16 protein-coding genes and 1 pseudogene are annotated in these 20,707 nt (G+C 45.1%); 5 read left to right on the top strand and 12 right to left on the bottom strand.

Annotation, left to right across the window (positions count from 1 at the left end):
- Positions 1–9: 9 nt before the first annotated feature.
- Positions 10–1,686: a diguanylate cyclase gene (locus ACMXYW_RS06715; RefSeq protein ID WP_415905669.1), complete on the bottom strand. Its 1,677-nt coding sequence runs from the start codon at positions 1,684–1,686 to the stop codon at positions 10–12.
- A 302-nt stretch (positions 1,687–1,988) separates the two neighbouring features.
- On the opposite strand from ACMXYW_RS06715, the gene ACMXYW_RS06710 reads away from it, so the two are divergent.
- The gene (locus ACMXYW_RS06710; protein WP_415905668.1) at positions 1,989–2,759 is read left to right on the top strand and encodes a DUF4197 domain-containing protein; all 771 of its coding nucleotides are present in this window, start codon (positions 1,989–1,991) and stop codon (positions 2,757–2,759) included.
- 82 nt (positions 2,760–2,841) lie between these two features.
- Here ACMXYW_RS06710 and ACMXYW_RS06705 read toward each other — a convergent pair whose 3' ends face one another.
- From ACMXYW_RS06705 to ACMXYW_RS06690, 4 genes are read right to left on the bottom strand one after another with little or no spacing between them, the layout of a single operon-like run.
- Positions 2,842–3,423 carry a helix-turn-helix transcriptional regulator gene (locus ACMXYW_RS06705; protein ID WP_415905667.1) on the bottom strand — a complete coding sequence of 194 codons (582 nt, stop codon included), beginning with the start codon at positions 3,421–3,423 and terminating at the stop codon, positions 2,842–2,844.
- A gap of 13 nt (positions 3,424–3,436) precedes the next feature.
- Positions 3,437–4,648: a TolC family protein gene (locus ACMXYW_RS06700; protein ID WP_415905666.1), complete on the bottom strand. Its 1,212-nt coding sequence runs from the start codon at positions 4,646–4,648 to the stop codon at positions 3,437–3,439.
- Positions 4,641–7,826, bottom strand: a complete 3,186-nt coding sequence (locus tag ACMXYW_RS06695; RefSeq protein WP_415905665.1) for an efflux RND transporter permease subunit — start codon at positions 7,824–7,826, stop codon at positions 4,641–4,643. Before ACMXYW_RS06695 ends, ACMXYW_RS06700 begins: the two co-directional genes overlap by 8 nt.
- A 10-nt stretch (positions 7,827–7,836) precedes the next feature.
- On the bottom strand, positions 7,837–8,994 hold the full coding sequence (locus ACMXYW_RS06690) for an efflux RND transporter periplasmic adaptor subunit (protein WP_415905664.1): 1,158 nt from the start codon (positions 8,992–8,994) through the stop codon (positions 7,837–7,839).
- Between the two features lie 193 nt (positions 8,995–9,187).
- On the opposite strand from ACMXYW_RS06690, the gene ACMXYW_RS06685 reads away from it, so the two are divergent.
- Complete coding sequence (locus ACMXYW_RS06685) at positions 9,188–10,093, top strand: LysR family transcriptional regulator (RefSeq protein ID WP_415898506.1); 906 nt, start codon at positions 9,188–9,190, stop codon at positions 10,091–10,093.
- A 12-nt stretch (positions 10,094–10,105) separates the two neighbouring features.
- On the opposite strand, the pseudogene ACMXYW_RS06680 reads toward ACMXYW_RS06685, so the two are convergent.
- The 4 genes and pseudogenes from ACMXYW_RS06680 to ACMXYW_RS06665 form a co-directional block, all read right to left on the bottom strand.
- Positions 10,106–10,198 (bottom strand): annotated as a pseudogene (locus tag ACMXYW_RS06680) (YebC/PmpR family DNA-binding transcriptional regulator); the annotation flags it as partial.
- Between the two features lie 114 nt (positions 10,199–10,312).
- Positions 10,313–12,073 (bottom strand): aspartate--tRNA ligase, encoded by a 1,761-nt coding sequence (aspS, locus tag ACMXYW_RS06675; protein WP_415898507.1) that lies wholly within the window; start codon positions 12,071–12,073, stop codon positions 10,313–10,315.
- 77 nt (positions 12,074–12,150) lie between these two features.
- Positions 12,151–12,387, bottom strand: coding sequence for an FmdB family zinc ribbon protein (locus ACMXYW_RS06670; protein ID WP_415891008.1), 237 nt, complete (start codon positions 12,385–12,387; stop codon positions 12,151–12,153).
- A 158-nt stretch (positions 12,388–12,545) separates the two neighbouring features.
- Complete coding sequence (locus tag ACMXYW_RS06665; RefSeq protein ID WP_415891723.1) at positions 12,546–12,992, bottom strand: HIT domain-containing protein; 447 nt, start codon at positions 12,990–12,992, stop codon at positions 12,546–12,548.
- 135 nt (positions 12,993–13,127) lie between these two features.
- On the opposite strand from ACMXYW_RS06665, the gene ACMXYW_RS06660 reads away from it, so the two are divergent.
- From ACMXYW_RS06660 to ACMXYW_RS06650, 3 genes are all read left to right on the top strand, one after another.
- Complete coding sequence (locus ACMXYW_RS06660; RefSeq protein ID WP_415905663.1) at positions 13,128–14,258, top strand: GNAT family N-acetyltransferase; 1,131 nt, start codon at positions 13,128–13,130, stop codon at positions 14,256–14,258.
- Positions 14,259–14,297: 39 nt separating this feature from the next.
- A complete protein-coding gene (locus ACMXYW_RS06655; RefSeq protein WP_415905662.1) occupies positions 14,298–14,786 on the top strand; it encodes a DUF1353 domain-containing protein in 489 nt (162 codons plus the stop codon).
- 307 nt (positions 14,787–15,093) lie between these two features.
- Entirely contained in the window at positions 15,094–16,065 is a 972-nt protein-coding gene (locus ACMXYW_RS06650; protein WP_415905661.1) for a GGDEF domain-containing protein, read from the top strand.
- Positions 16,066–16,125: 60 nt separating this feature from the next.
- Here ACMXYW_RS06650 and ACMXYW_RS06645 read toward each other — a convergent pair whose 3' ends face one another.
- The 3 genes from ACMXYW_RS06645 to gcvH all read right to left on the bottom strand — a co-directional run bounded on the left by ACMXYW_RS06645 (position 16,126) and on the right by gcvH (position 20,700).
- A complete protein-coding gene (locus tag ACMXYW_RS06645) occupies positions 16,126–16,737 on the bottom strand; it encodes a Yip1 family protein (RefSeq protein ID WP_415898512.1) in 612 nt (203 codons plus the stop codon).
- A 494-nt stretch (positions 16,738–17,231) separates the two neighbouring features.
- Positions 17,232–20,129, bottom strand: coding sequence for an aminomethyl-transferring glycine dehydrogenase (gene gcvP, locus ACMXYW_RS06640; protein WP_415905660.1), 2,898 nt, complete (start codon positions 20,127–20,129; stop codon positions 17,232–17,234).
- A gap of 181 nt (positions 20,130–20,310) precedes the next feature.
- Complete coding sequence (gene gcvH, locus ACMXYW_RS06635) at positions 20,311–20,700, bottom strand: glycine cleavage system protein GcvH (RefSeq protein ID WP_415905659.1); 390 nt, start codon at positions 20,698–20,700, stop codon at positions 20,311–20,313.
- Positions 20,701–20,707: the final 7 nt, after the last annotated feature.

The following is a 20,707-nucleotide window of genomic DNA, read 5'->3' as shown; positions in this document are numbered from 1 at the left end:
GCTAATCCTTTAAATTTCACTGACTAATTCTCGAGTGGGTTCAACCTTATAAGCGACCCGATTTCGACCCGACGCTTTCGCTTTATACAAGTAATGATCAGCTTTATCGATAAGATTAGACATACTATCCATCGGATCACTCATCTCAGCGATACCGATGCTCACCGTATATTGCACATCAAGCTGTTGCTGTTGAACCACCTGATTAGAGATAACACCAATCAATCGCTCTGCCAATGTTATCGCTTCATCATGCTGTGTTTCTGGGAGGACCAAAATAAATTCCTCTCCACCCCAGCGCGCCACGATATCTCCGGCTCGAAGTTCTCGCATCAACAGCCCAGATAGATCAAGTAACACCAGATCGCCAAAGCTATGACCATAAGTGTCATTGATCTCTTTAAATCGATCAATATCCATCAACATCACGCAGAGATTACGTGTGTTGCGCGTGGCATTACTGTAGATCGGCTCAATAACCTTCTGAAAGCCGCGGCGATTATATAAACCGGTCAACTGATCTCGATCGGCTAAACGTTGGGCTTCAATTTTTTCGGTTTGGCTAATGCGGAATTGGTAGGCAAGCGCTAAAGCAAAGAGTACTGCCTCAATCAAAATACCGTACTCTACCGCGTGGAAGCCAAATGCGTGGTACTCAACAACACCAGATACAGTGAAAGCCGTAACAATTGCGCTGATCATGGCAAAAATCGCGGCGCCCAAAAAGTATTTAGCTTCCTTAACACCTGCATGACAGGCAACTACACCAGCGGTAATCATTAAGAGAGCAAATGGGATTACACAGATAAAAGCAGTTACCAACATAGTCAGGTAATTGCCTGACAGGGCATACCAGATCACCGAACAGAGCATAAATGTGTTTAGCAGATTAAAGCTTGTGTTTATCCTAGGAAATTTCGTTGGCAATGCCAGAAAGGCCCGACAAAATAGGTTCCCTAGATAGGCAAACAGCATCATCATAGGAGGAATCATCTGGTTCTGGAACTCAGGCCAGCTAGGCCAGATCCATTTAAATGCATGGCCGGTATAAGCCAGATTTAAAATAATAAAGGTTGCCAAGTAGAGCGAATAAAAAATATATCTTCGGCTTTGCAGACTGAAATAAAGCAATACATTGTAGATCAGCAACGCCGTCAGAAAGCCGTAAATAATCCCGTATTCATAACCTGAATGAATCTTCCGCTCCAACATGTCGTTTTCTGTTAAAACAAACAATGGTAATAGTTGCGGTTCTGGCGTTTCGACTCTAATTAATACTGAGGTCTCGCCTGGCTGGAAGTTGTGCGGGAAAGAAAAAAATCGGCTTGTACGGTTCTCTTCATAGGGAGTCGCGTCACCCGCTTTATCGCTTTGAAGTAACTTACCCTCTTTAAATACGAATAGATTTATATGATCTAACCACGAGTTTTCGATTTGGATATAACGAAGCTGTTCGCTTTCACTGAAGTTACTCACTTCAAAATGAACCCAAACCGGCGGTGCACCCAGACCAAAATTTAGGATATCGGACTCCGAGCGTGTTCCCTTGGAACGAACATCTTTTAACGCTTGATTTGGGTGAAGACTATTACCATCTACTTCCTGCAGATACCGAGTATTAAACGGCTCTACAGCAAAAGATTTTTCGATACTCTGACCGGCATAAGAGGGAAATGAAAAAATCAAAAGAAGAGTACACAGGAGGAAAACAAACACCCTCCCGCTGGCGGATAACAAATCAGATATGTCCTGATAAAACCTAGGCACCTATATCCTTTCCTCAGACGGTAAATCCTTAAGTCAAATACCCACCTCTAAACTATGGGTACTTACCCTACCGATACTAGCTTAGTCGTTGTGCACAAAAAACACTTTTTTATAGTCCAATAGTTTACGTTTTTTACTTACTAGATTGCTTAGGGTGTTAAGGCTCTGTTCGTGATTCTTTGCTATGCTAGAGCCAATAGCGACAAAGGGAACTTTTACACATGAAAAAATCATATCTGATCGCCTCTATCCTAACGGCATCTATGGCTTCTGTTACTGCTCACGCAGGTTGGGCTGATGCACTTAAAGAAGCTGTTCAAGATGAAGAGCTGCAAAAGAAAGTACTAGATACAGCAACAGGCAGTGCTAGCAGCGGCAAAGTGACTAATCTAGACACGGAAACGCTAATTAAAGGCCTTAAAGAAGCGTTAGAAGTTGGTAGCAAGCGCGCTATCGAAGAGATCAGCCAACCAGGCGGTTATCTAGATAACAAAAACATCCGTATTCCTCTGCCAGATGGTATCGATAAAGTAGCCTCCCTTCTTCGCAAATACGGCCTAGAAAAACAAGTTGATCAGTTTGAAGAAAGCATGAACCGCGCAGCGGAGAAAGCAGCTCCTCAAGCAACCGATCTGATTGTCGGTGCGGTAAAAGAGATGAGTTTTGAAGATGCGAAAAAGATCTACCAAGGCTCTGACGATGCAGCGACTCAATACTTCAAAGAGAAGACTAGCGATAAGTTGCGTCAGTTGTTCCAGCCAAGCGTAAAAGAATCCCTAGGTCAGGTTGGTGCGACTCGTTATTACAATGACCTTGCCGGTGAAGCTAAAGATATCCCATTTGTAGGCGAGAAAGTTAACGTAGATTTAGATAACTATGTGACTGAAGAAGCCCTAAACGGCTTATTTACTATGCTTGCGGCTGAAGAGAAGAAGATTCGCGAAAACCCAGCAGCGCGTACAACCGACCTGCTAAAAGAAGTTTTCAAATAATCTCTACCTAGAAAATTAGCTAACAAAAAAGCCGAGATCCTTAAAAAGAGCTCGGCTTTTTATTGTCACATCCAATGATAGATCAGACTTCGCGGTACTTGCCGGGCGTCGTTCCAAAACGTTTTTTAAATGCTCGAGTAAAATGTGATTGGTCATTAAAACCCAAGTCTAAAGCCAACGACATAATGTTTGCATGGCCGGATAGCAACATGGTTTTCGCTCTGTCTAGGCGTCTATTTAAAAGATGCTGATAAGGTGTTTCTCCCACCAATTTTTTAAACTCACGCAGGAAATAGAACTTACTGCATCCCACCTCTTCTGCTAGATCATCAACCGTTATCTGACGATCAAGGTGCTTATCGATGAATTGATTGACGATCTTTAACTCTCTGTCACAGAACTTAGAATTTAGCGCCCTATCTTGCTCAGAGTCTGCAAAGTCAGAATAGTTATTAAGGTAATGGACAGAAAGCATTGAGATCAGGCTAACGAGATACTCTTTGCCATTTTTGCCACCGTTTTCCACTTCCATTAAAAACAGTTCGATCATCCCTTTCAGGACATTATCGTGAACATTGTAGTTTTTAAGAAAGCCGATCGATTTTCCTGCAACATGCAATGGGCAATGCCTTAGCAAAGTGTCTCGCTCGATCGCCAGAATCACGAAGTAACAGGGATCATCGATTTTGTGGGTGAAAGGCGTATTCGGAGGATTGATCGGCGTTGTTTAACACTAAAAGCAACTGCTTTTCATATTCTGCCAACACCGCTTGTTCTTCTAACTGTGATGCCTGCAGATTAGCTCTTAGCGCAATCAGATTGAGTAATGACCATTGCAGCCTTGGTGTAATACTCAAGTTAGCTTCACCTTGATCCAACTGCAGCGTGCCAGCACTAAGCCATCCGACTAAACCACTTATACTGATATCCGGATACAACGCAGCTTTTGCCTGATCGGACAGCGCTGCAGCTTGCAGAACATTTGTACGGGATTGCAGTAACTCTGGATTATCCAAAATCGATTGCTGAGGGTTAGCAAAAACAGGCGCCAACGTTTGGCTATCCGGCAAGACAAAAGCTGAATCAACTATCGTTAATTCAGGTACAGTTTCACCCACCAAAGTCGCTAGACTACTGCGGTATTGAGCCGCTTGTTCGACAATCAGTGGACGCTTCGCTTCAAATTCATAGCGTAAAACTGTGGCACGATAGAGCTCCAAGGGAGTCGCAAACCCCTCTTTGACTCGAGTATCCAGGGTTTCAACGGTCTGGTTGATCGAATTCAGTTGCTGCTCAAGCACTACAAGTTGGGCTTGAGCACCGGCTAAGCGGGTATAGGTTTCGACCACTGCGGTAATAATTTCGGCTGTTACTTGATCGTTCGCGTAAGCCTGCCGCTGCAGATTTGCCTCAGCTGCTCGAATAGATGCTTCAATCCTGCCAAAGAGATCTAGATTCCAACTCGCCTCTATCCCAATACGCCCTTGCCGACTGGTAACTTTTTCACCATTACGAATAAGCTGTGCCTGTTGCTCATTAAGATCAGTGTACAAACCACCTTGCGGACGCTGCTGATCCTCCTGCAAACGTAAGCGTGCAGCCGCTGATTCCACTCTTAATCGGGTCGCACGAAGGTCTCGATTGTTTTCCAGTGCAGTCGCGACTAATTGATCGAGCTCCTGACTTGCAAACGCCTGCCACCAGCGAGCATTCTGTTCAATGCTATCGGTCATTGTTGGTAGTTGAGAAGTGACCGCATAACGGACTTCTTCATCGATCTGAGTAATCTCTGGTTGCGTTATGGTTTGCATACACCCTTGCAGTAACACAGCCATAGAGATTACTGACAGAACAAGTGCCTTTTTGTTCGGTTTAAAGCGCTTAAGCATTGATCTGCTCCTTCTCATTTTCAGGCAGCGCTTTCTGCTCTGATGTTTTGCCTCGTTCAAGTGCAGACATAGCCATATAGAATACTGGCGTAAACAGAAGTCCGAACAACGTAACACCTATCATGCCAAAGAACACCGCAACACCCATGGCATGTCTCATCTCTGCACCTGCCCCTGTCGCCATAACCAATGGGATTACACCTGCAGTAAAGGCAATAGAGGTCATCAGGATAGGACGCAGTCGTAAGCGGCATGCATCGAGAATGGCATCAAACCTCGATGCACCAGTATTTCGTCTGTCTCTAGCAAACTCCACCATCAAGATTGCGTTCTTGGTGGCTAATGCTACCAACACAATGAGCGCTATTCTGGTGAAGATATTGTTATCACCATCGGTAATCCACACACCAAAGAGCGCAGATAAAATGGCCATTGGAACGATCAGAATAATCGCTAGCGGTAAGCTCAAGCTTTCGTATTGAGCTGCAAGCACCATAAAGACCAGCAGCACGACTAGCGGGAAGATATAAATCATGGTGTTGCCAGCTAATATTTGCTGATAAGTCACCTCAGTCCATTCAAATTCAAGGCCGTCGTCGAGTTCCTGATTAAGGATTTTTTCAATAGCAAGGCGCGCTTGATCAGAGCTATAGCCTGGCGCTGGGCTACCATTGAGTTCGGCACTTGGATAACCGTTATAGTGCATCACGCGGTCTGGACCAATCGTAGGTTCAACTGACAATAACGCGCCTAGAGGAATCATTTGCCCACTGGCATTACGTACTTCCAGACGCAGAATCTGTTCTGGGTCGACACGGTATTGAGCTTCAGCTTGCGCATTTACCTGATAGGTTTTGCCAAACATATTAAAGTCATTGATATAAAGAGAGCCTAGGTAGATCTGTAATGTTTCAAAAACCTGATCTAGAGAAACGCCCTGAATCATCGCCTGCTCACGATCCACTTCGATATCCATTTGTGGAACCTGAATACGGAAACTAGAGAACAAACCGGTTAATGCAGGGTCTTGTTGCGCTACATTGATGACCTTTTGTAAGTTAGCAAACAGGGTTTCAAAACCGTGGTTAGCGCGGTCTTCAATCTGAAGTTTGAAACCACCGGTAGTACCTAGACCAAGGATCGGCGGTGGTGGAAATACCACAACAAAGGCTTCGTCGATAACCCCAAATTTAGCGTTAAGCTGCCCAGCAATAGCATTAGCTGATAGCTCTGGCGTGTCGCGTTGCTCAAAATCATCCAAGGTCGCAAAGACAATGCCGCTATTGGAACTGTTGGTAAATCCATTCACGGACAAGCCTGGGAACGAGACCGTCTGCTTTACGCCTGGAGTATCCAGCGCGAGCATCTCCATCTCTCGAATCACCTCTTCGGTACGATCAAGGCTTGCAGCATCAGGTAATTGCGCAACAGCAATCAGATACTGTTTATCCTGCTGTGGAATAAAGCCGCCCGGTACCTGATCAAACAAACTGATCGTTCCGCCAATCAAGCCCAGATAGAGAACACCCACCGCGATACCAAAACGGATCAAGCGTTTCACCGAATATTCGTAGAACTGACCACCACGCTCAAAGACACGGTTAAAAGGCTTAAACAACCAACGGCCAAATAGCTTATCCATTACACGTGTCAGCATATCGGGTTCTGAACCATGCGCCTTAAGCAAGATTGCGCATAATGCTGGTGACAATGTTAAGGAGTTAAACGCAGAGATCAGCGTTGAGATTGTGATTGTCAGGGCAAATTGCTTATAGAACTGCCCGCTTAGGCCCTCGATAAACGCAGTTGGAATAAATACAGCACAGAGTACCAATGCAATCGCAATGATCGGGCCTGTAACTTCTGTCATCGCCTGCTTTGTAGCTTCAAACGGCGATAAGCCCTCACCTATATTTCGCTCAACGTTTTCGACAACAACGATAGCGTCATCAACCACTATACCTATCGCTAGCACTAGACCAAACAAGGACAGAGTATTGATCGATACCCCTAGCATCTGCATTACCGCGAAGGTACCAATCAATGAAACTGGAACTGCGATTAGCGGGATGATGGATGCCCTCCATGTCTGTAGGAAGAGAATAACGACAATCACCACCAGCAGAACAGCCTCGATCAAGGTGTCAATTACCGCCTCAATAGAACCTCGTACAAATACCGTTGGATCGTATGCAATTCGATGCTCCACACCCTGCGGGAACTTCTCAGAGAGTGAATCCATGGTTTCACGTACCTGATTAGAAAGCTCGATGGCATTGGCATCAGGACGTTGGAAAATAGGAATAGCTACAGCCGTTTTGCCATTTAACATGGCACGCAGAGCATATGAGTCTTCACCTAACTCGATACGCGCAATATCTCTTAAGCGCGTAATTTCGCCGTTTTCGCCCACTTGCACCACGATGTTGCCAAACTCTTCGGGTGTTTGCAGACGGCCTTTCAGGTTAAGTAACACTTGGAACTGGCTGTCATTCGCCACCGGCTGAGCGCCTAAGCTACCTGCGGCTACTTGTTTGTTCTGCGATCTTACTGCAGCAACGACATCACCTGGTGTCAGGTTACGTGAAGACAACGCATCTGGATTAAGCCACAGGCGCATAGAATATTTGCCGCCACCAAACAGCTGAACCTGACCTACCCCTGGCAGACGTGCCAGTTGGTCTTTAACGTAGATATCCGCATAGTTAGACAGATAACTGATCTCACGGCTACCATCGGTCGATAGCAAATGCACAACCATCGTCAGGCTTGGTGAAGATTTCTGCGCGACTACACCCAAACGCTGAACATCCTGCGGTAGACGCGGTAATGCACTCGTTACGCGGTTTTGCACTTGTACCTGAGCACGATCTAGATCGGTACCTAGTGCAAAAGTGATTGTCAGGGTCATACGGCCATCCGTTGTCGCCTGAGAGAACATGTACAACATATCCTCTAAACCATTCATCTCCTGTTCTAATGGTGATGCAACGGTTTCAGCAATCACTTGAGGGTTTGCACCCGGATAGTTGGCAGTGACCACTACCGTGGGTGGTATTACGCTTGGATATTCACTCACCGGTAGCTTAAATAGGGAGATCGCCCCAGCCACCAGAATGAGCAGTGACAGCATCGATGCAAAGATCGGTCTGCTGATGAAGAAATGGCTAAAATTCATCGGTTATACCTTACTTTGCTGGATTAAGCTCATTCGCTGCGACAGTGACTGCAGGCGATGTTTGGGAAGCGATGGTTACAGTACGAGGAGACACAGGCATACCTGGGCCCACACGTGCCGGACCATTGACTGCAATGATATCTTCAGGGGTAAGACCTTCTTCAATAATGCGCAGCTCACCAATGCGTCCACCTAGAGTGACTGAACGATACTCCAATGTGTTTTCGGCATTGATAGTAAGCACGAAACGATTTTTCAGATCGGTTCCAACAGCGCGGTCCGGAATCATAATGCGATCAAGTGCTGCTGTTGCTGATAGTGTGACACGCGCAAATGCACCTGGGCGTAACGAAGGCTGACCATCCGTTTTGAACACAGCACGAATACGCAAAGTACCTGTGCGGCTATCAACTTGGTTATCGATAAAGTCGATAACACCTGCAAACTGTGTTGTATCTAGACCAGTTAATTTTAGTGACGCAGGCGTATTTGATTGCGCTGTCACCGAAGTAAACACATTGTTCCAAGTACGCTCATCAACCGCGATATAAGCGTAGAGTTCATCAGTAGCTACGAGAGATGTCAGCACACTGTTGCCCGCTTGAACGTTATTACCTGGAGTAATGAAAGCGCTTGAGATCGAACCACTGATCGGTGCTTTTACCTCAGTAAATTCTAAGTTTAATCTTGCTGCCTCTAGAGCAGCTTCTACAGAAGCTAATTCAGAACGGCGTTGGCTTGCTAAGAACAATCTGGATTCAGCTTGTTCAGCGGAGATCGCGTTGCGAGATTTAAGACGCTTGGCACGCGTTGCTTCAGATTGCGCTTGTCTCAGTGCAGTCTTCGCACTGCTTAGCTGAGCTTCTAATCGCTTCACTTCTGCAGCAAAAGGACGAGGATCGATTTTAAAAAGCAGATCACCCTTCTCTACTCGACTTCCTTCAGTGAACTGAACTGCTTCGATCACACCACTAACACGAGGACGAATCTCCACCTGCTGTGGTGATTCCAATCGGCTAGTAAAGGTATGTTGAGGCGTGTAAGGCTGGTATAGCACTTGTGCTACATCGACCGGTTGCGCAGGCACAGCAGACATTTGCTTATCGTCTGCTTCAAGAGAACATCCGCTTATCAACATAATAAGCGCCAAAGATAGTATTCGTTTCATCGCAAGCCTCTCGCAACCAATCCTCGCAGACCAAATGCCCTGTCGAGTAAATCTCTTTATTAGATATCTGTTCCAAAACAGGCATATCTGGGTGGAAGCGAAGTGTACTTAAGCGATTATTGTTTGATTAGACCCTCTTTATCTAAATGTTTGTTAGACTCTAACTAACACTTATTTCGGATTCGGAAATAATATGAACAGCTCCCTCTATAATCAGCTCTCCATATTCTTCACTATTGTTAAAGAAGGCGGCGTGAGGCCTGCTGCCAGAAAATTGGAATTAGCCCCTCCTTCGGTAAGCCAAGCACTGAAACAGCTGGAAAATTATCTAGGGCTGCCATTAATCAACCGTACAACAAGGCAGATGGAGCTGACTGATGCTGGCGCACAGCTTTATGACAGAGCCTTACCCCTCGCCTCTGAACTCAGTGAAACAGTTGAATATGTAAAAGGTCTAAACCAAGTCCCCTCTGGCAAACTAAAAATTACCTTGCCGATGTTCACGTTTAACCACATGCTCAAACCGATCTATGCGGAGTTTTGTCGCCAGTATCCCGAAATTGATCTGGAGATCTCTATATCTGATGCAACCGTGAATATTATTAAAGAGGGAATCGACGCAGGTATTCGAGGCGCTCATAAGGTCGAAGAAGGCATGGTTTCAATCAACCTGACTCCGCCATTAAAGCAATGGATCGTCGCCTCTCCTGAATATCTGGAACAACACGGTGAACCACTCACACCTGAAGACCTGTGCAAACACAAATTTATCCGCTATCGCTATATTTCAGCGAACAACCTTGCACCACTTAACTTAATCGAAAACGGCGAACAAATTTCGGTAAACGTCGATAACGCGATGATTGTTAATAATCCAGAACTGATGATAGATGCCGCTGAGAAAGGGTTAGGTATAAGCGGCGTTTTAGCGCCTTTAGCTAAAAAATCAGTCGAAGAAGGTAAGCTGGTCACACTGCTAGATGATTACCAATTCAGCTACCCTAGCCTGCATCTATATTTTCCACAGCACAGCCAAAAAGCAAGAAGAATCAGGGTATTAGTAGATTTCCTAAAAGAGCATTCACTGAAAGAGTGGTAAACCGAAGACATGCTCTCGAATAAGCTTGGTAAAGATCTTGCCGCGCTTTGCATCCTGAGCAGCTGTACGGTGTTTGATATTGGCCCATTTAGAGTGACCTGCCATAACGCCTACTCCTTTTCGATATTATTTTTGTCCAATATAAACAAAAAAAGCCGCCCGAAGGCAGCTTTTTAGTTTTAACCGAGTCCTAGCTTGAACTAGGACAACGTGATGCTATTAAGGCGTTTTACGCAGCTTAATGTTCAATTCACGTAGCTGTGCAGCACTTACTTCACCCGGCGCTTCAGTCATCATACAAGATGCACTTTGCGTTTTAGGGAAAGCGATAACTTCACGGATTGAATCTGTACCCGTCATCAGCATGATCAAACGATCTAGACCAAACGCCAAACCACCGTGCGGAGGCGCACCGTACTGTAGCGCGTTTAGTAGGAAGCCAAACTTATCGTCAGCTTCTTCATCAGAGATACCTAGAATCTCCAGCACTGTAGCCTGCATTGCCTGATCGTGGATACGAACAGAACCACCACCAAGCTCACAACCGTTAAGTACCATGTCGTATGCACGAGATAGCGCTTCTAGCGGGTTCGCTTTTAGCTCTTCTGGAGAACAGCTTGGCGCAGTAAATGGGTGGTGAAGTGCTGTAAGGCCACCATCTGTTTCTTCGAACATTGGGAAATCAACAACCCATAGAGGTGCCCATTCACACTCAGCCATCTCAAGATCTTCACCCACTTTGATACGTAGTGCACCCAGCGCTTCAGAAACAACCTTAGCTTTGTCAGCACCAAAGAATACGATGTCGCCGTTTTCAACGCCTAGACGATCCATGATCGACATAGTCACTTCATCACCTAGGAACTTGATGATTGGAGACTGTAGGCCGTTAACGCCGTTTTCGATTTCATTAACTTTGATCCAAGCAAGACCTTTAGCACCATAGATACTTACAAACTTAGTGTAATCATCGATGTTCTTACGAGTCAGTTTAGCGCCACCAGGAACTTTAAGTGCAGTTACGCGGCACTTAGGATCGTTTGCTGGGCCTGCGAATACTTTAAATTCGATATCCGCCATTAGATCAGCAACATCAACCAACTCCATTGGGTAACGAAGATCAGGCTTATCAGAACCGTAACGCTGCATTGCTTCTGAGTAAGGCATGCGTGGGAAATCACCCAGATCTACACCTTTAAGCTCTAGGAACAACTTGCGGATCATAGTTTCAGTCAGACCCATGATACCTTCTTCGTCCATGAACGAAGTTTCGATATCGATCTGAGTAAATTCTGGCTGACGGTCAGCACGCAAATCCTCATCACGGAAACATTTAGCGATCTGGTAGTAACGGTCAAAACCAGAAACCATCAACAACTGTTTAAATAGCTGAGGAGACTGTGGCAGCGCAAAGAACTGACCTTCATGAACACGGCTCGGTACCAAGTAGTCACGCGCACCTTCAGGTGTAGCACGGTTTAGAATCGGCGTTTCGATATCTAGGAAGCCGTTATCATCTAGGTAGTTACGAATCGCATTAGATACTTTTGAACGGAAACGTAGCTTTTCCTGCATCTCTGGACGACGTAGGTCGATGTAACGGTTACGAAGACGAACATCTTCACCAACGTTTTGGTGCTCATCCAACTGGAACGGAGGTGTTTCAGACTTGTTCAAAATAACAAGTTCTTTACCTAGCACTTCGATTTCACCAGTAGGCATTTCAGAGTTGATCGTACCTTCTGGACGACCACGAACAGTACCTTTGATCTCAACTACGAATTCATTACGGCAGCTATCTGCTAGCGCGAAGCTCTCTTCACGATCTGGATCAAATACAACCTGTGCCAGACCTTCACGGTCACGCACGTCTAGGAAGATAACACCACCGTGGTCACGACGACGATGAACCCAACCACAAAGGGTAATGTCTTCGCCGATATGCTCTTTTCTGAGATCGCCGCAATAATGACTGCGCATAATTTACTGTTCCTGTTAACTGTCTCGGTTTGGTTTTCACCAAACGGTCAATGAATTAATACTTTATCTATCCGGAGTTAGCTGTCTGTACCTGACGAAGCACCGGAACCACCTGCAAGATTTTTCTTCTTACCGGTTTTAAAATCTGTCTCATACCAACCGGAACCCGAAAGACGGAAACCCGGTGCTGATACTTTTTTGGTCACTTCCTCACTTGCGCAGGAAACACATGCAGGCGCAGGCGCATCACTTTTAAGAACAAGTTTTTCAAACTCGTGACCACAGCTGTCACACTGAAAATCAAAGATTGGCATTGGAAATAAACCCGATCGAAACTTCCTAAACGCAGGAAGCGTATTTTAAAAACGGCGGATTATACCTTATTTAAGCAGAGGGAACAGGCCCCAAATAGGATTGAGGCCTTAAAGATTTAAAATAGAGGTGACTAATTTTCAATGAAGCTTATTGAAGCTTATTCTTCCGGTACAAATTCCAGCTCGCCGGACATTAAAGCTTCCAGTTTTCGTCTAATTTCATGGATCTGTTCTGCAGTATATGGCTCCGCTGGCACCTTACCCCAAACAGGCCCTGGCCAAGCCTTATCAGTCTCATAACGGACAATATGATGGAGGTGTAATTGCGGCACCATATTCCCCAACGATGCTACATTCATCTTTCTAGCAGCAAAGCTATCAGCCAAGTTTGATGCTAAAAATGATGACTCTTTGATTAACTCGCACTGTTCATCATCAGAAAGATGATAGATTTCTGTCGCACCTGCACGCCTTGGCACCAAAATAAACCAAGGATAATTAGCATCGTTTAACAGCAAGAGCCGGCTAATCGGAAAATCCCCTAACACTATACAATCAGCAGCTAACTGCGGGTGAAGTTCAAACTCAAGCTCTAATTCATCCATCACAATACTCCTATCATCTTTTTTGGGGCCTTTATACAAAACAATGGCTTTGACACTGACATCCTTCTCAATTCAAATAGGAAACTAGTCGCCCCAACAGTATTTAGCTTAGCAACACAAAACCGAAGCCGCGATATGTTAGAGATAAAAATTTGCCATAAAATCAGTGAAATAGGCCCAGACACATGGAACAACCTCCTCCCGTCTGATTACCCTTTTTGCCGATACGAATTCCTCCACGCACTAGAAGAGTCAGGTAGCGTAAGTGCGAAAACAGGCTGGCAACCACTACACATACAACTGCAAGATAACGGTATAACTGTGGCTATACTGCCGCTTTATTTAAAGAATCACTCCTACGGCGAATATGTGTTTGATTGGGCCTGGGCTGAAGCTTACGAACGCTACGGTATGGACTATTACCCTAAACTGGTGTCATCCGTCCCTTTCTCTCCAGTGGGCGGTCCTAGATTATTAACAAAACAGCCTATAGAGCCTTTATTTGAGAGCTTAAGCCAAGCAATTCCTCAGCTATGCCAACATTTCAAAGCGACTTCTTGGCACCTACTCTTCCCTTATAAAAAGGAAGCGAATTCGCTGGATAATGAAAACTACATGATCCGTAAAGGCTGTCAGTACCAGTGGTTTAATCAAGACTATTCCTCCTACGAAGACTTCCTACAGAATCTAACGTCTCGTAAGCGCAAAAACCTTAAAAAAGAGCGCAAAAAGATCGATGAGCAAGGCATCACTCATCGCCAAATTCAAGGAAAATGTATAACCGATAACGAGATTGACACCTTTTACGATTTTTACCGTCTAACCTATCTTAAACGCGGACGCGACGCCTATCTCAGTAAATCGTTTTTCACCCAATTAAAACAGACCATGCCTGAAAACCTCTTACTCGTTTTGGCTTACAAAGACGAAACACCGGTTGCAGGCGCACTGTCACTACAAGATTCCACCACCTTATACGGGCGATACTGGGGTTGTTTTGATGAATACGACAGCCTTCATTTCGAAACCTGCTACTACCAAGGCATTGAGTATTGTATTAGTCTGGGGTTAAAGCGATTTGATTCTGGCGCTCAGGGAGAGCACAAAATACAGCGAGGTTTTACCCCTGTACCGACTTATTCAGCCCATTGGCTTAAGGAAGTAGGGTTCAATAAAGCAGTACAGCAGTTTATTGATGAAGAGACCGCTGCAATTGATGAGCAGATCGAGCAACTGAAAAAGTATTTACCCTACAAAGCGCTATAATGAAAAAAGGATTTAAACAACAAGACAAGGAGTCATGTGATGAATATGCCAACTATTCGTCCTCAACCTATAAAAACCAAAAACGAATCCCTTATTATTCGAATCCTGCGTTGGATATTTGCTGTAAGAAAATGGGTACTCACCGCTGACTGGACCTACACTATGCGTGATGGCACCAAGATAGTGATACCTAAAGGTTTCGAATTTGACGGCGCATCTATCCCCCGCCCTCTTTGGGCCATATTCTCACCCACTGGCCTTTTATTCCTACCAGGCTTAATTCATGACTACGCCTACAAATATGACCAACTCATCGGGATAGATGAAAACGGTAAACGCTATGCCTACAAAGCAGGCGCAGGAAAATCCTATTGGGATCGGGTATTTCGTGAAACCGGGATTGATATCAATGGCGTTGCAATAATCGACACACTTGCCTGGTTAGCCCTTGCCTTAGGCGGTTGGTACACCTGGAAACAACACCGCAAAACTAATGCTCAACCCGTTATCGAGCAAGTCGTAGAATAATCCCTATAGGTAACATTCAAACCATTCATAGCGCATATAAGCAGTTGCGCTTTTATTTCCTGACAAGAGCCCAATCAATGAAGACCACTCAAGACATGCTGGCAAGTTTGTAAATGCCTGAGCGAGCATGACTTGAAGCACTATTCCTATCCATTTCTAGAATAGAAACAGCAAATAGCAGGAGCAAAAAAGCAAATAAAACAGGCAAGACTAATTTATATTAACCGTTTGTTCAGAAATATCGTTTAGACTGCTACAATTTATAGAAACCTAACCCCCACGGGCCTTGTAGCGTTAAGCAGTAACTATGAGCGAACACCTTAACATCAAACAAGCGTTTGAATTATCCGCAAAGTTCCTAGCGCATAAGTCATACAACTCGCTGACCCATGCAGTACTTCATTACTTCTGTTCACTCGATGGTGTCGAAGACGCTGTATCGTATGAAATTTTCGGCGACGCTAAGTCCGATACAGGCCTTTCTATCAGACGATTTCCACTGACGCTGGATGAATCATTTGAAGATAGAAACAAAGATTTGATGCTTAAAACTCTACCAAAAAGTAAAGGTGGAGTAGCCTGCATGAAATTTAACGGCGAAGATTACATTTTCCTAGATATCACTAAAGATGTGATTCCTCGTCGGATTATCTTAATTACAGGTAAAGTATCACCAGCTGATATGGTTTTGATTGAAGGCGTATTTGGCATTTATGAGAAACAAGTTGCGCTACTCGACGCTAAAGAGCGGGATATGCTTACTGGTTTGCCTAACCGTCAGACCATGGAATTAAGCCTCAATGATGTAGTCGCCTTCCATCGCGGGCACAAAAACACCCACATCAATCCTTCTTGGATGGTGGTTTTAGATATTGACCATTTCAAGAACATTAACGATACCTTTGGTCACCTTTATGGTGATGAAGTGTTACTTCACTTCGCTGAACTGATGAAGAAGACATTCCGCTACACTGACTTCCTATTCCGTTATGGCGGCGAAGAGTTTGTCGTGATTCTCAACAACGCGGATGAAGAACAAGCCCTAGCCACCATGGAGCGCTTCCATCAAGCGGTGCAAGATTACACATTCCCATCAGGTAAACTGACCGTCAGTATTGGCTTTACTATCGTCGATCCAGTAACACCACCGATGCTGCATTTCGAACAAGCCGATCGCGCGCTATACCACGCTAAAAACAATGGCCGCAATCAGATCGTTCACTTCCGCGATATAGATTCCCGAATTGAAGTTCGCGATGACGATATCGAACTTTTCTAAAACACTCTTCCAAAACAAAAAGAGCAGCCTAAGCTGCTCTTTTTCATTTCAGTAACCGGCTCACCCAGAGATAAATACCGGTGCAAAACCTAGATTCCACACAATCACAGTACCTACACGAGTGATAACCAAATACACAAGCCCTACTGCTAAAATTGCTCCACAGAAGAAGAAAGCCTGATCTTTATCGATGCCCAGCACATGTGGCAAACCGTCGTAGATCAAATAGCCGGTATACGCAGCAGCGGCTAGGTAAACCAACATATTAGCCCATGGAACTGGGTATAAAGAGATGAAACCAGCCAAGAAAAGCGGGGTACAAGAATAAGCCGCTAGAGCAATGCCGTTTGCAGCATACTCATCATGACCACTACCATAAGTTTTTGACATCCAGTCAATCATCCAGCCTAAGCCAAATACACCAACAAGAATTGCTACATAAGTTAAGACGTTGAGCTGCAATGCACTGATTGCTGTAAGTTTAATCAACTCACCATCACCAACGCGCCAACCAAATTGAGTTGTTGATATGTAAGCACACACAGGTCCAATCAGTGCCAATATACAGGTATACGCCATGTATATACGACTAGGATTACTGTGCTCTTTTTTGATCAATTCCCACTCTGCATCAGGGTGGGTAAACATTCCGGGTATGTGACTCAGCAGCATAATGATCACCTCTTAGGCTTGTTATTTTGCGAGTTATTAGCTTTGAGTATCCTCTAGCTATTACGTTCCCAATGAAAAACAGATCATTTTTCATACAGTTATTTTAGTTGAGAACGTAGCCATTCACCGACGATGCATCTTGAAAATCTCTAAAGATACTTAGTGATCTGATGGATATTTTTAAAGATCAAAAAAAACGGGGCTAAATTAGCCCCGCAAAAAGCTCCAACACAAGGCTGGGAGCACACCAATTTCGAGTAGACGCCAAATCCACTCTAACGACCTATAAAATAGAAAGGTTGCAGTTACCAGATTCCCCCCTGGTAACTGCGGGAGTAACGGGTAATTCTGACGCTTTACCCGTTGTTCAGCTCAAGCCGGCACAGATTGGCTATCGCTGAATTAAACCAAGTGGATCTCCGGTTCACTTGGCTCAAGACCAATGGTTCGACTTTTTAACTTTGCTGCAGGAGCAACCCTGCAGCAAAAGATAATTACTGGTCTTGATAAGCTTCGATACCTGGACAAGAGCAGATAAAGTTCCGATCGCCGTATACGTTGTCGATACGGTTCGCTGTTGGCCAGAACTTGTTCTGACGAGTCGCTTCATTCGGGAATACTGCTTCTTCACGGCTATATGGACGCTCCCATGCAGCACTCATAATGTCCGCTTGCGTATGCGGTGCATTAATTAGCGGGTTATTGTCCGCAGGCCATTCGCCGTTTTGCACTTTGCTAATCTCTTCACGGATCTGAACCATGGCATCGATAAAGCGATCGATCTCCGCTTTAGATTCCGATTCAGTCGGCTCGATCATCAGAGTACCTGCTACCGGGAAAGACATTGTTGGCGCATGGAAACCGTAGTCCATTAGACGCTTAGCAATATCTTCTTCTGTAACACCGCTTTCCTCTTTGATTGGGCGGATATCAACGATACATTCGTGAGCAACCTTGTTGTTACGACCACGGTAAAGTACCGGATAGTGCGCAGCCAATTTCTCAGTCATGTAGTTAGCACTCAAAATCGCCATCTCTGTCGATGCTTTAAGGCCAGACTTGCCAAGCATGACGTTGTACATCCATGTGATCGGTAAGATCGAAGCAGAACCGTAAGGCGTCGCTGCAACCGCACCGTTTTCTGGATTTACGCCTTCAACTGGACTTACTTTGTGGCTTGCAAGGAACGGCGCCAAGTGGCTCTTAACACCAATTGGACCCATACCTGGACCACCGCCACCGTGAGGGATAGCAAATGTTTTGTGTAGGTTTAGGTGAGATACATCAGAACCGATCGCACCCGGCTTAGAGATACCTACCTGCGCATTCATGTTCGCGCCATCCATATACACCTGACCGCCGTTTTTGTGGATGATGTCGCAGATCTCTACGATATCTTCCTCATAAACACCGTGTGTAGATGGGTAAGTGATCATCAAACAAGATAGATCATCCTTGTGTAGCTCAGCTTGTGCACGAAGATCAGCAACATCAACGTTACCGTTGTCATCACACTTAGTCACAATGATCTTCATATCCATCATTGCTGCAGAAGCAGGGTTAGTGCCGTGCGCAGACGATGGGATCAAGCAAACATTACGATGGCCTTCACCAACAGACTCTTGGTACTTACGAATCGCCAATAAACCTGCGTATTCACCAGAAGCACCGGAGTTAGGCTGCAAAGAAACTTTGTCGTAACCGGTAATTTCTACCAGTTGATCTTCCAGCTCATGTAGCATTTGGTGATAGCCCTGCACTTGGTCAGCCGGTGCAAACGGGTGAATGTTTGCAAATTCAGGCCATGTAACTGGGATCATCTCAGCTGTAGCGTTTAGCTTCATGGTGCAAGAACCAAGTGGGATCATGCCATGCGCCAAAGAGTAATCTTTGTTCTCTAGCTTCTTCATGTAACGAAGCATATCGGTTTCGCTGTGGTAGCTGTTGAACGTTGGGTGCGTCAGGATTGCATCTTCACGACGCATCTCTGCAGAGATACCCGTCGCATCACCAGCAACAATCGCTGCATCAAGCTCAGCAACACTTAGACCGTGATCGTCGCCCAAAATAACGTCTAGCAACTGCGCAACATCTTCAGACGATGTTGTTTCATCCAAGCTAATACCCAACTTATCAGAGCCAACCTTACGGAAGTTACAACCCGCGTCGATCGCTCTTTGATAAACAACCTCTTGAGTCTCAGGCAGAGAAACAGTCAGCGTATCGAAGTACGTGTCGTTAACCGCAACGCCTTTCGCTTTAAGACCATTAGCAAGCACAGCCGTTAAACGATGTACGCGCTCTGCAATTGTCTTAAGACCTTCTGGGCCGTGGTATACAGCGTAAAAAGAAGCCATGTTGGCAAGCAAGGCTTGAGCAGTACAGATGTTAGATGTCGCCTTCTCACGACGGATATGCTGCTCACGTGTTTGCATCGCCATACGCAATGCTTGATTACCGTTTACATCGATAGATACACCGATGATACGACCAGGCACAGAACGTTTAAGCTTTTCAGATGCAGCAAAGAAAGCAGCGTGAGGGCCACCAAAGCCCATTGGTACACCAAAGCGTTGAGAGGAACCTAGTACAACATCAGCACCCAGCTCACCTGGTGATTTAAGAAGAACCAAGGCTAGGATATCAGCCGCAACGGAAACCATTGCTTTCTGGCCTTTAGCCGCATCAATAATTGATTTGATATCAGTGATATCGCCGTAAGTACTTGGGTACTGTAGCTGAACACCAAATGGGTCTGCCGCTTCTAGGTCTGTTAGCGGGTTACCTACTACGATGTCGTAACCAAAGTATTCGGCACGTGTTTTGATAACGTCCAACGTTTGCGGGTGAACATCATCAGCAACAAAATAAGTATTTGTCTTCTTACGGTTAGAGCGTTTGCACAGCGTCATCGCTTCTGCAGCTGCTGTCGCTTCATCAAGTAGAGAAGCGTTCGCCAATTCCATACCGGTTAGGTCCATCACCATCTGCTGGAAGTTAAGCAGTGCTTCTAGACGGCCTTGGGCAATCTCTGGCTGGTAAGGTGTATAAGCTGTGTACCAACCTGGGTTTTCCATAACGTTACGCAAGATAACGTTTGGAACCAAAGTATTGCTATAGCCCATACCAATATAAGATTTATTAACCTTATTTTTATCAGCTAGTGTTTTGATATATGCAAGCGCATCAGCTTCAGTCTTGCTATCCGCCATATCTAACGCATCATCTAAGCGGATGGAATCTGGAACTGTCTGTGTAATCAGTTCATCCATTGAGTTAAGACCCAAAAAGGACAACATCTCCTGAGTCTGCTCACTATCTGGACCAAGATGACGACGAGTAAAGTCAGTCGTCTGCTGAAGATCACTCAAAGTACGAGTTTCTACTGCCATAACAATAACCTGTGGTAACAGCTCGATTTAAATGTGTGTAACAGACACTTAAACCAAATAAATTTAAGGGTGCGAAGCGATCCTGCACTACCGCTTCGCCTTGCTAAAGCTAATTAGGGGACAGGGTTACTAAGTACTTAGGCTGATTAGACCTATACAACATACCTAGCAACTCAACCAATTAACCTTCTTCTGCAATCGTTGCTTCGTACGCTTCTGCGTTAAGAAGTTTCGCCAATTCAGATGAATCAGAAAGCTTAATTTTTACAATCCAACCGTCTGTGTAAGGCGCTTCGTTGATTGTTTCTGGTGCATCTTCCAAAGCTTCGTTTACTTCAACCACTTCACCACCAACTGGAGAGTAGATGTCAGACGCTGCTTTTACAGATTCAACTAGAGAGAACTCTTCACCCGCTTCTACTGCGTGACCAATCTCTGGTAGTTCAACGAAAACCACATCACCTAGAAGTTCCTGAGCGTGATCAGATACGCCTAGAGAGATAGTGCCGTCACCATTGTCCAGAACCCACTCATGGCTTGGTGTGAAAAGGTAGTTAGATGGAATGCTCATATTGTTT

It is taken from the genome of Neptuniibacter sp. QD48_55, assembly GCF_047778115.1.
Classification (GTDB): Bacteria; Pseudomonadota; Gammaproteobacteria; order Pseudomonadales; family Balneatricaceae; genus Neptuniibacter.
This window is presented reverse-complemented; position numbering and strand designations above follow the sequence as displayed.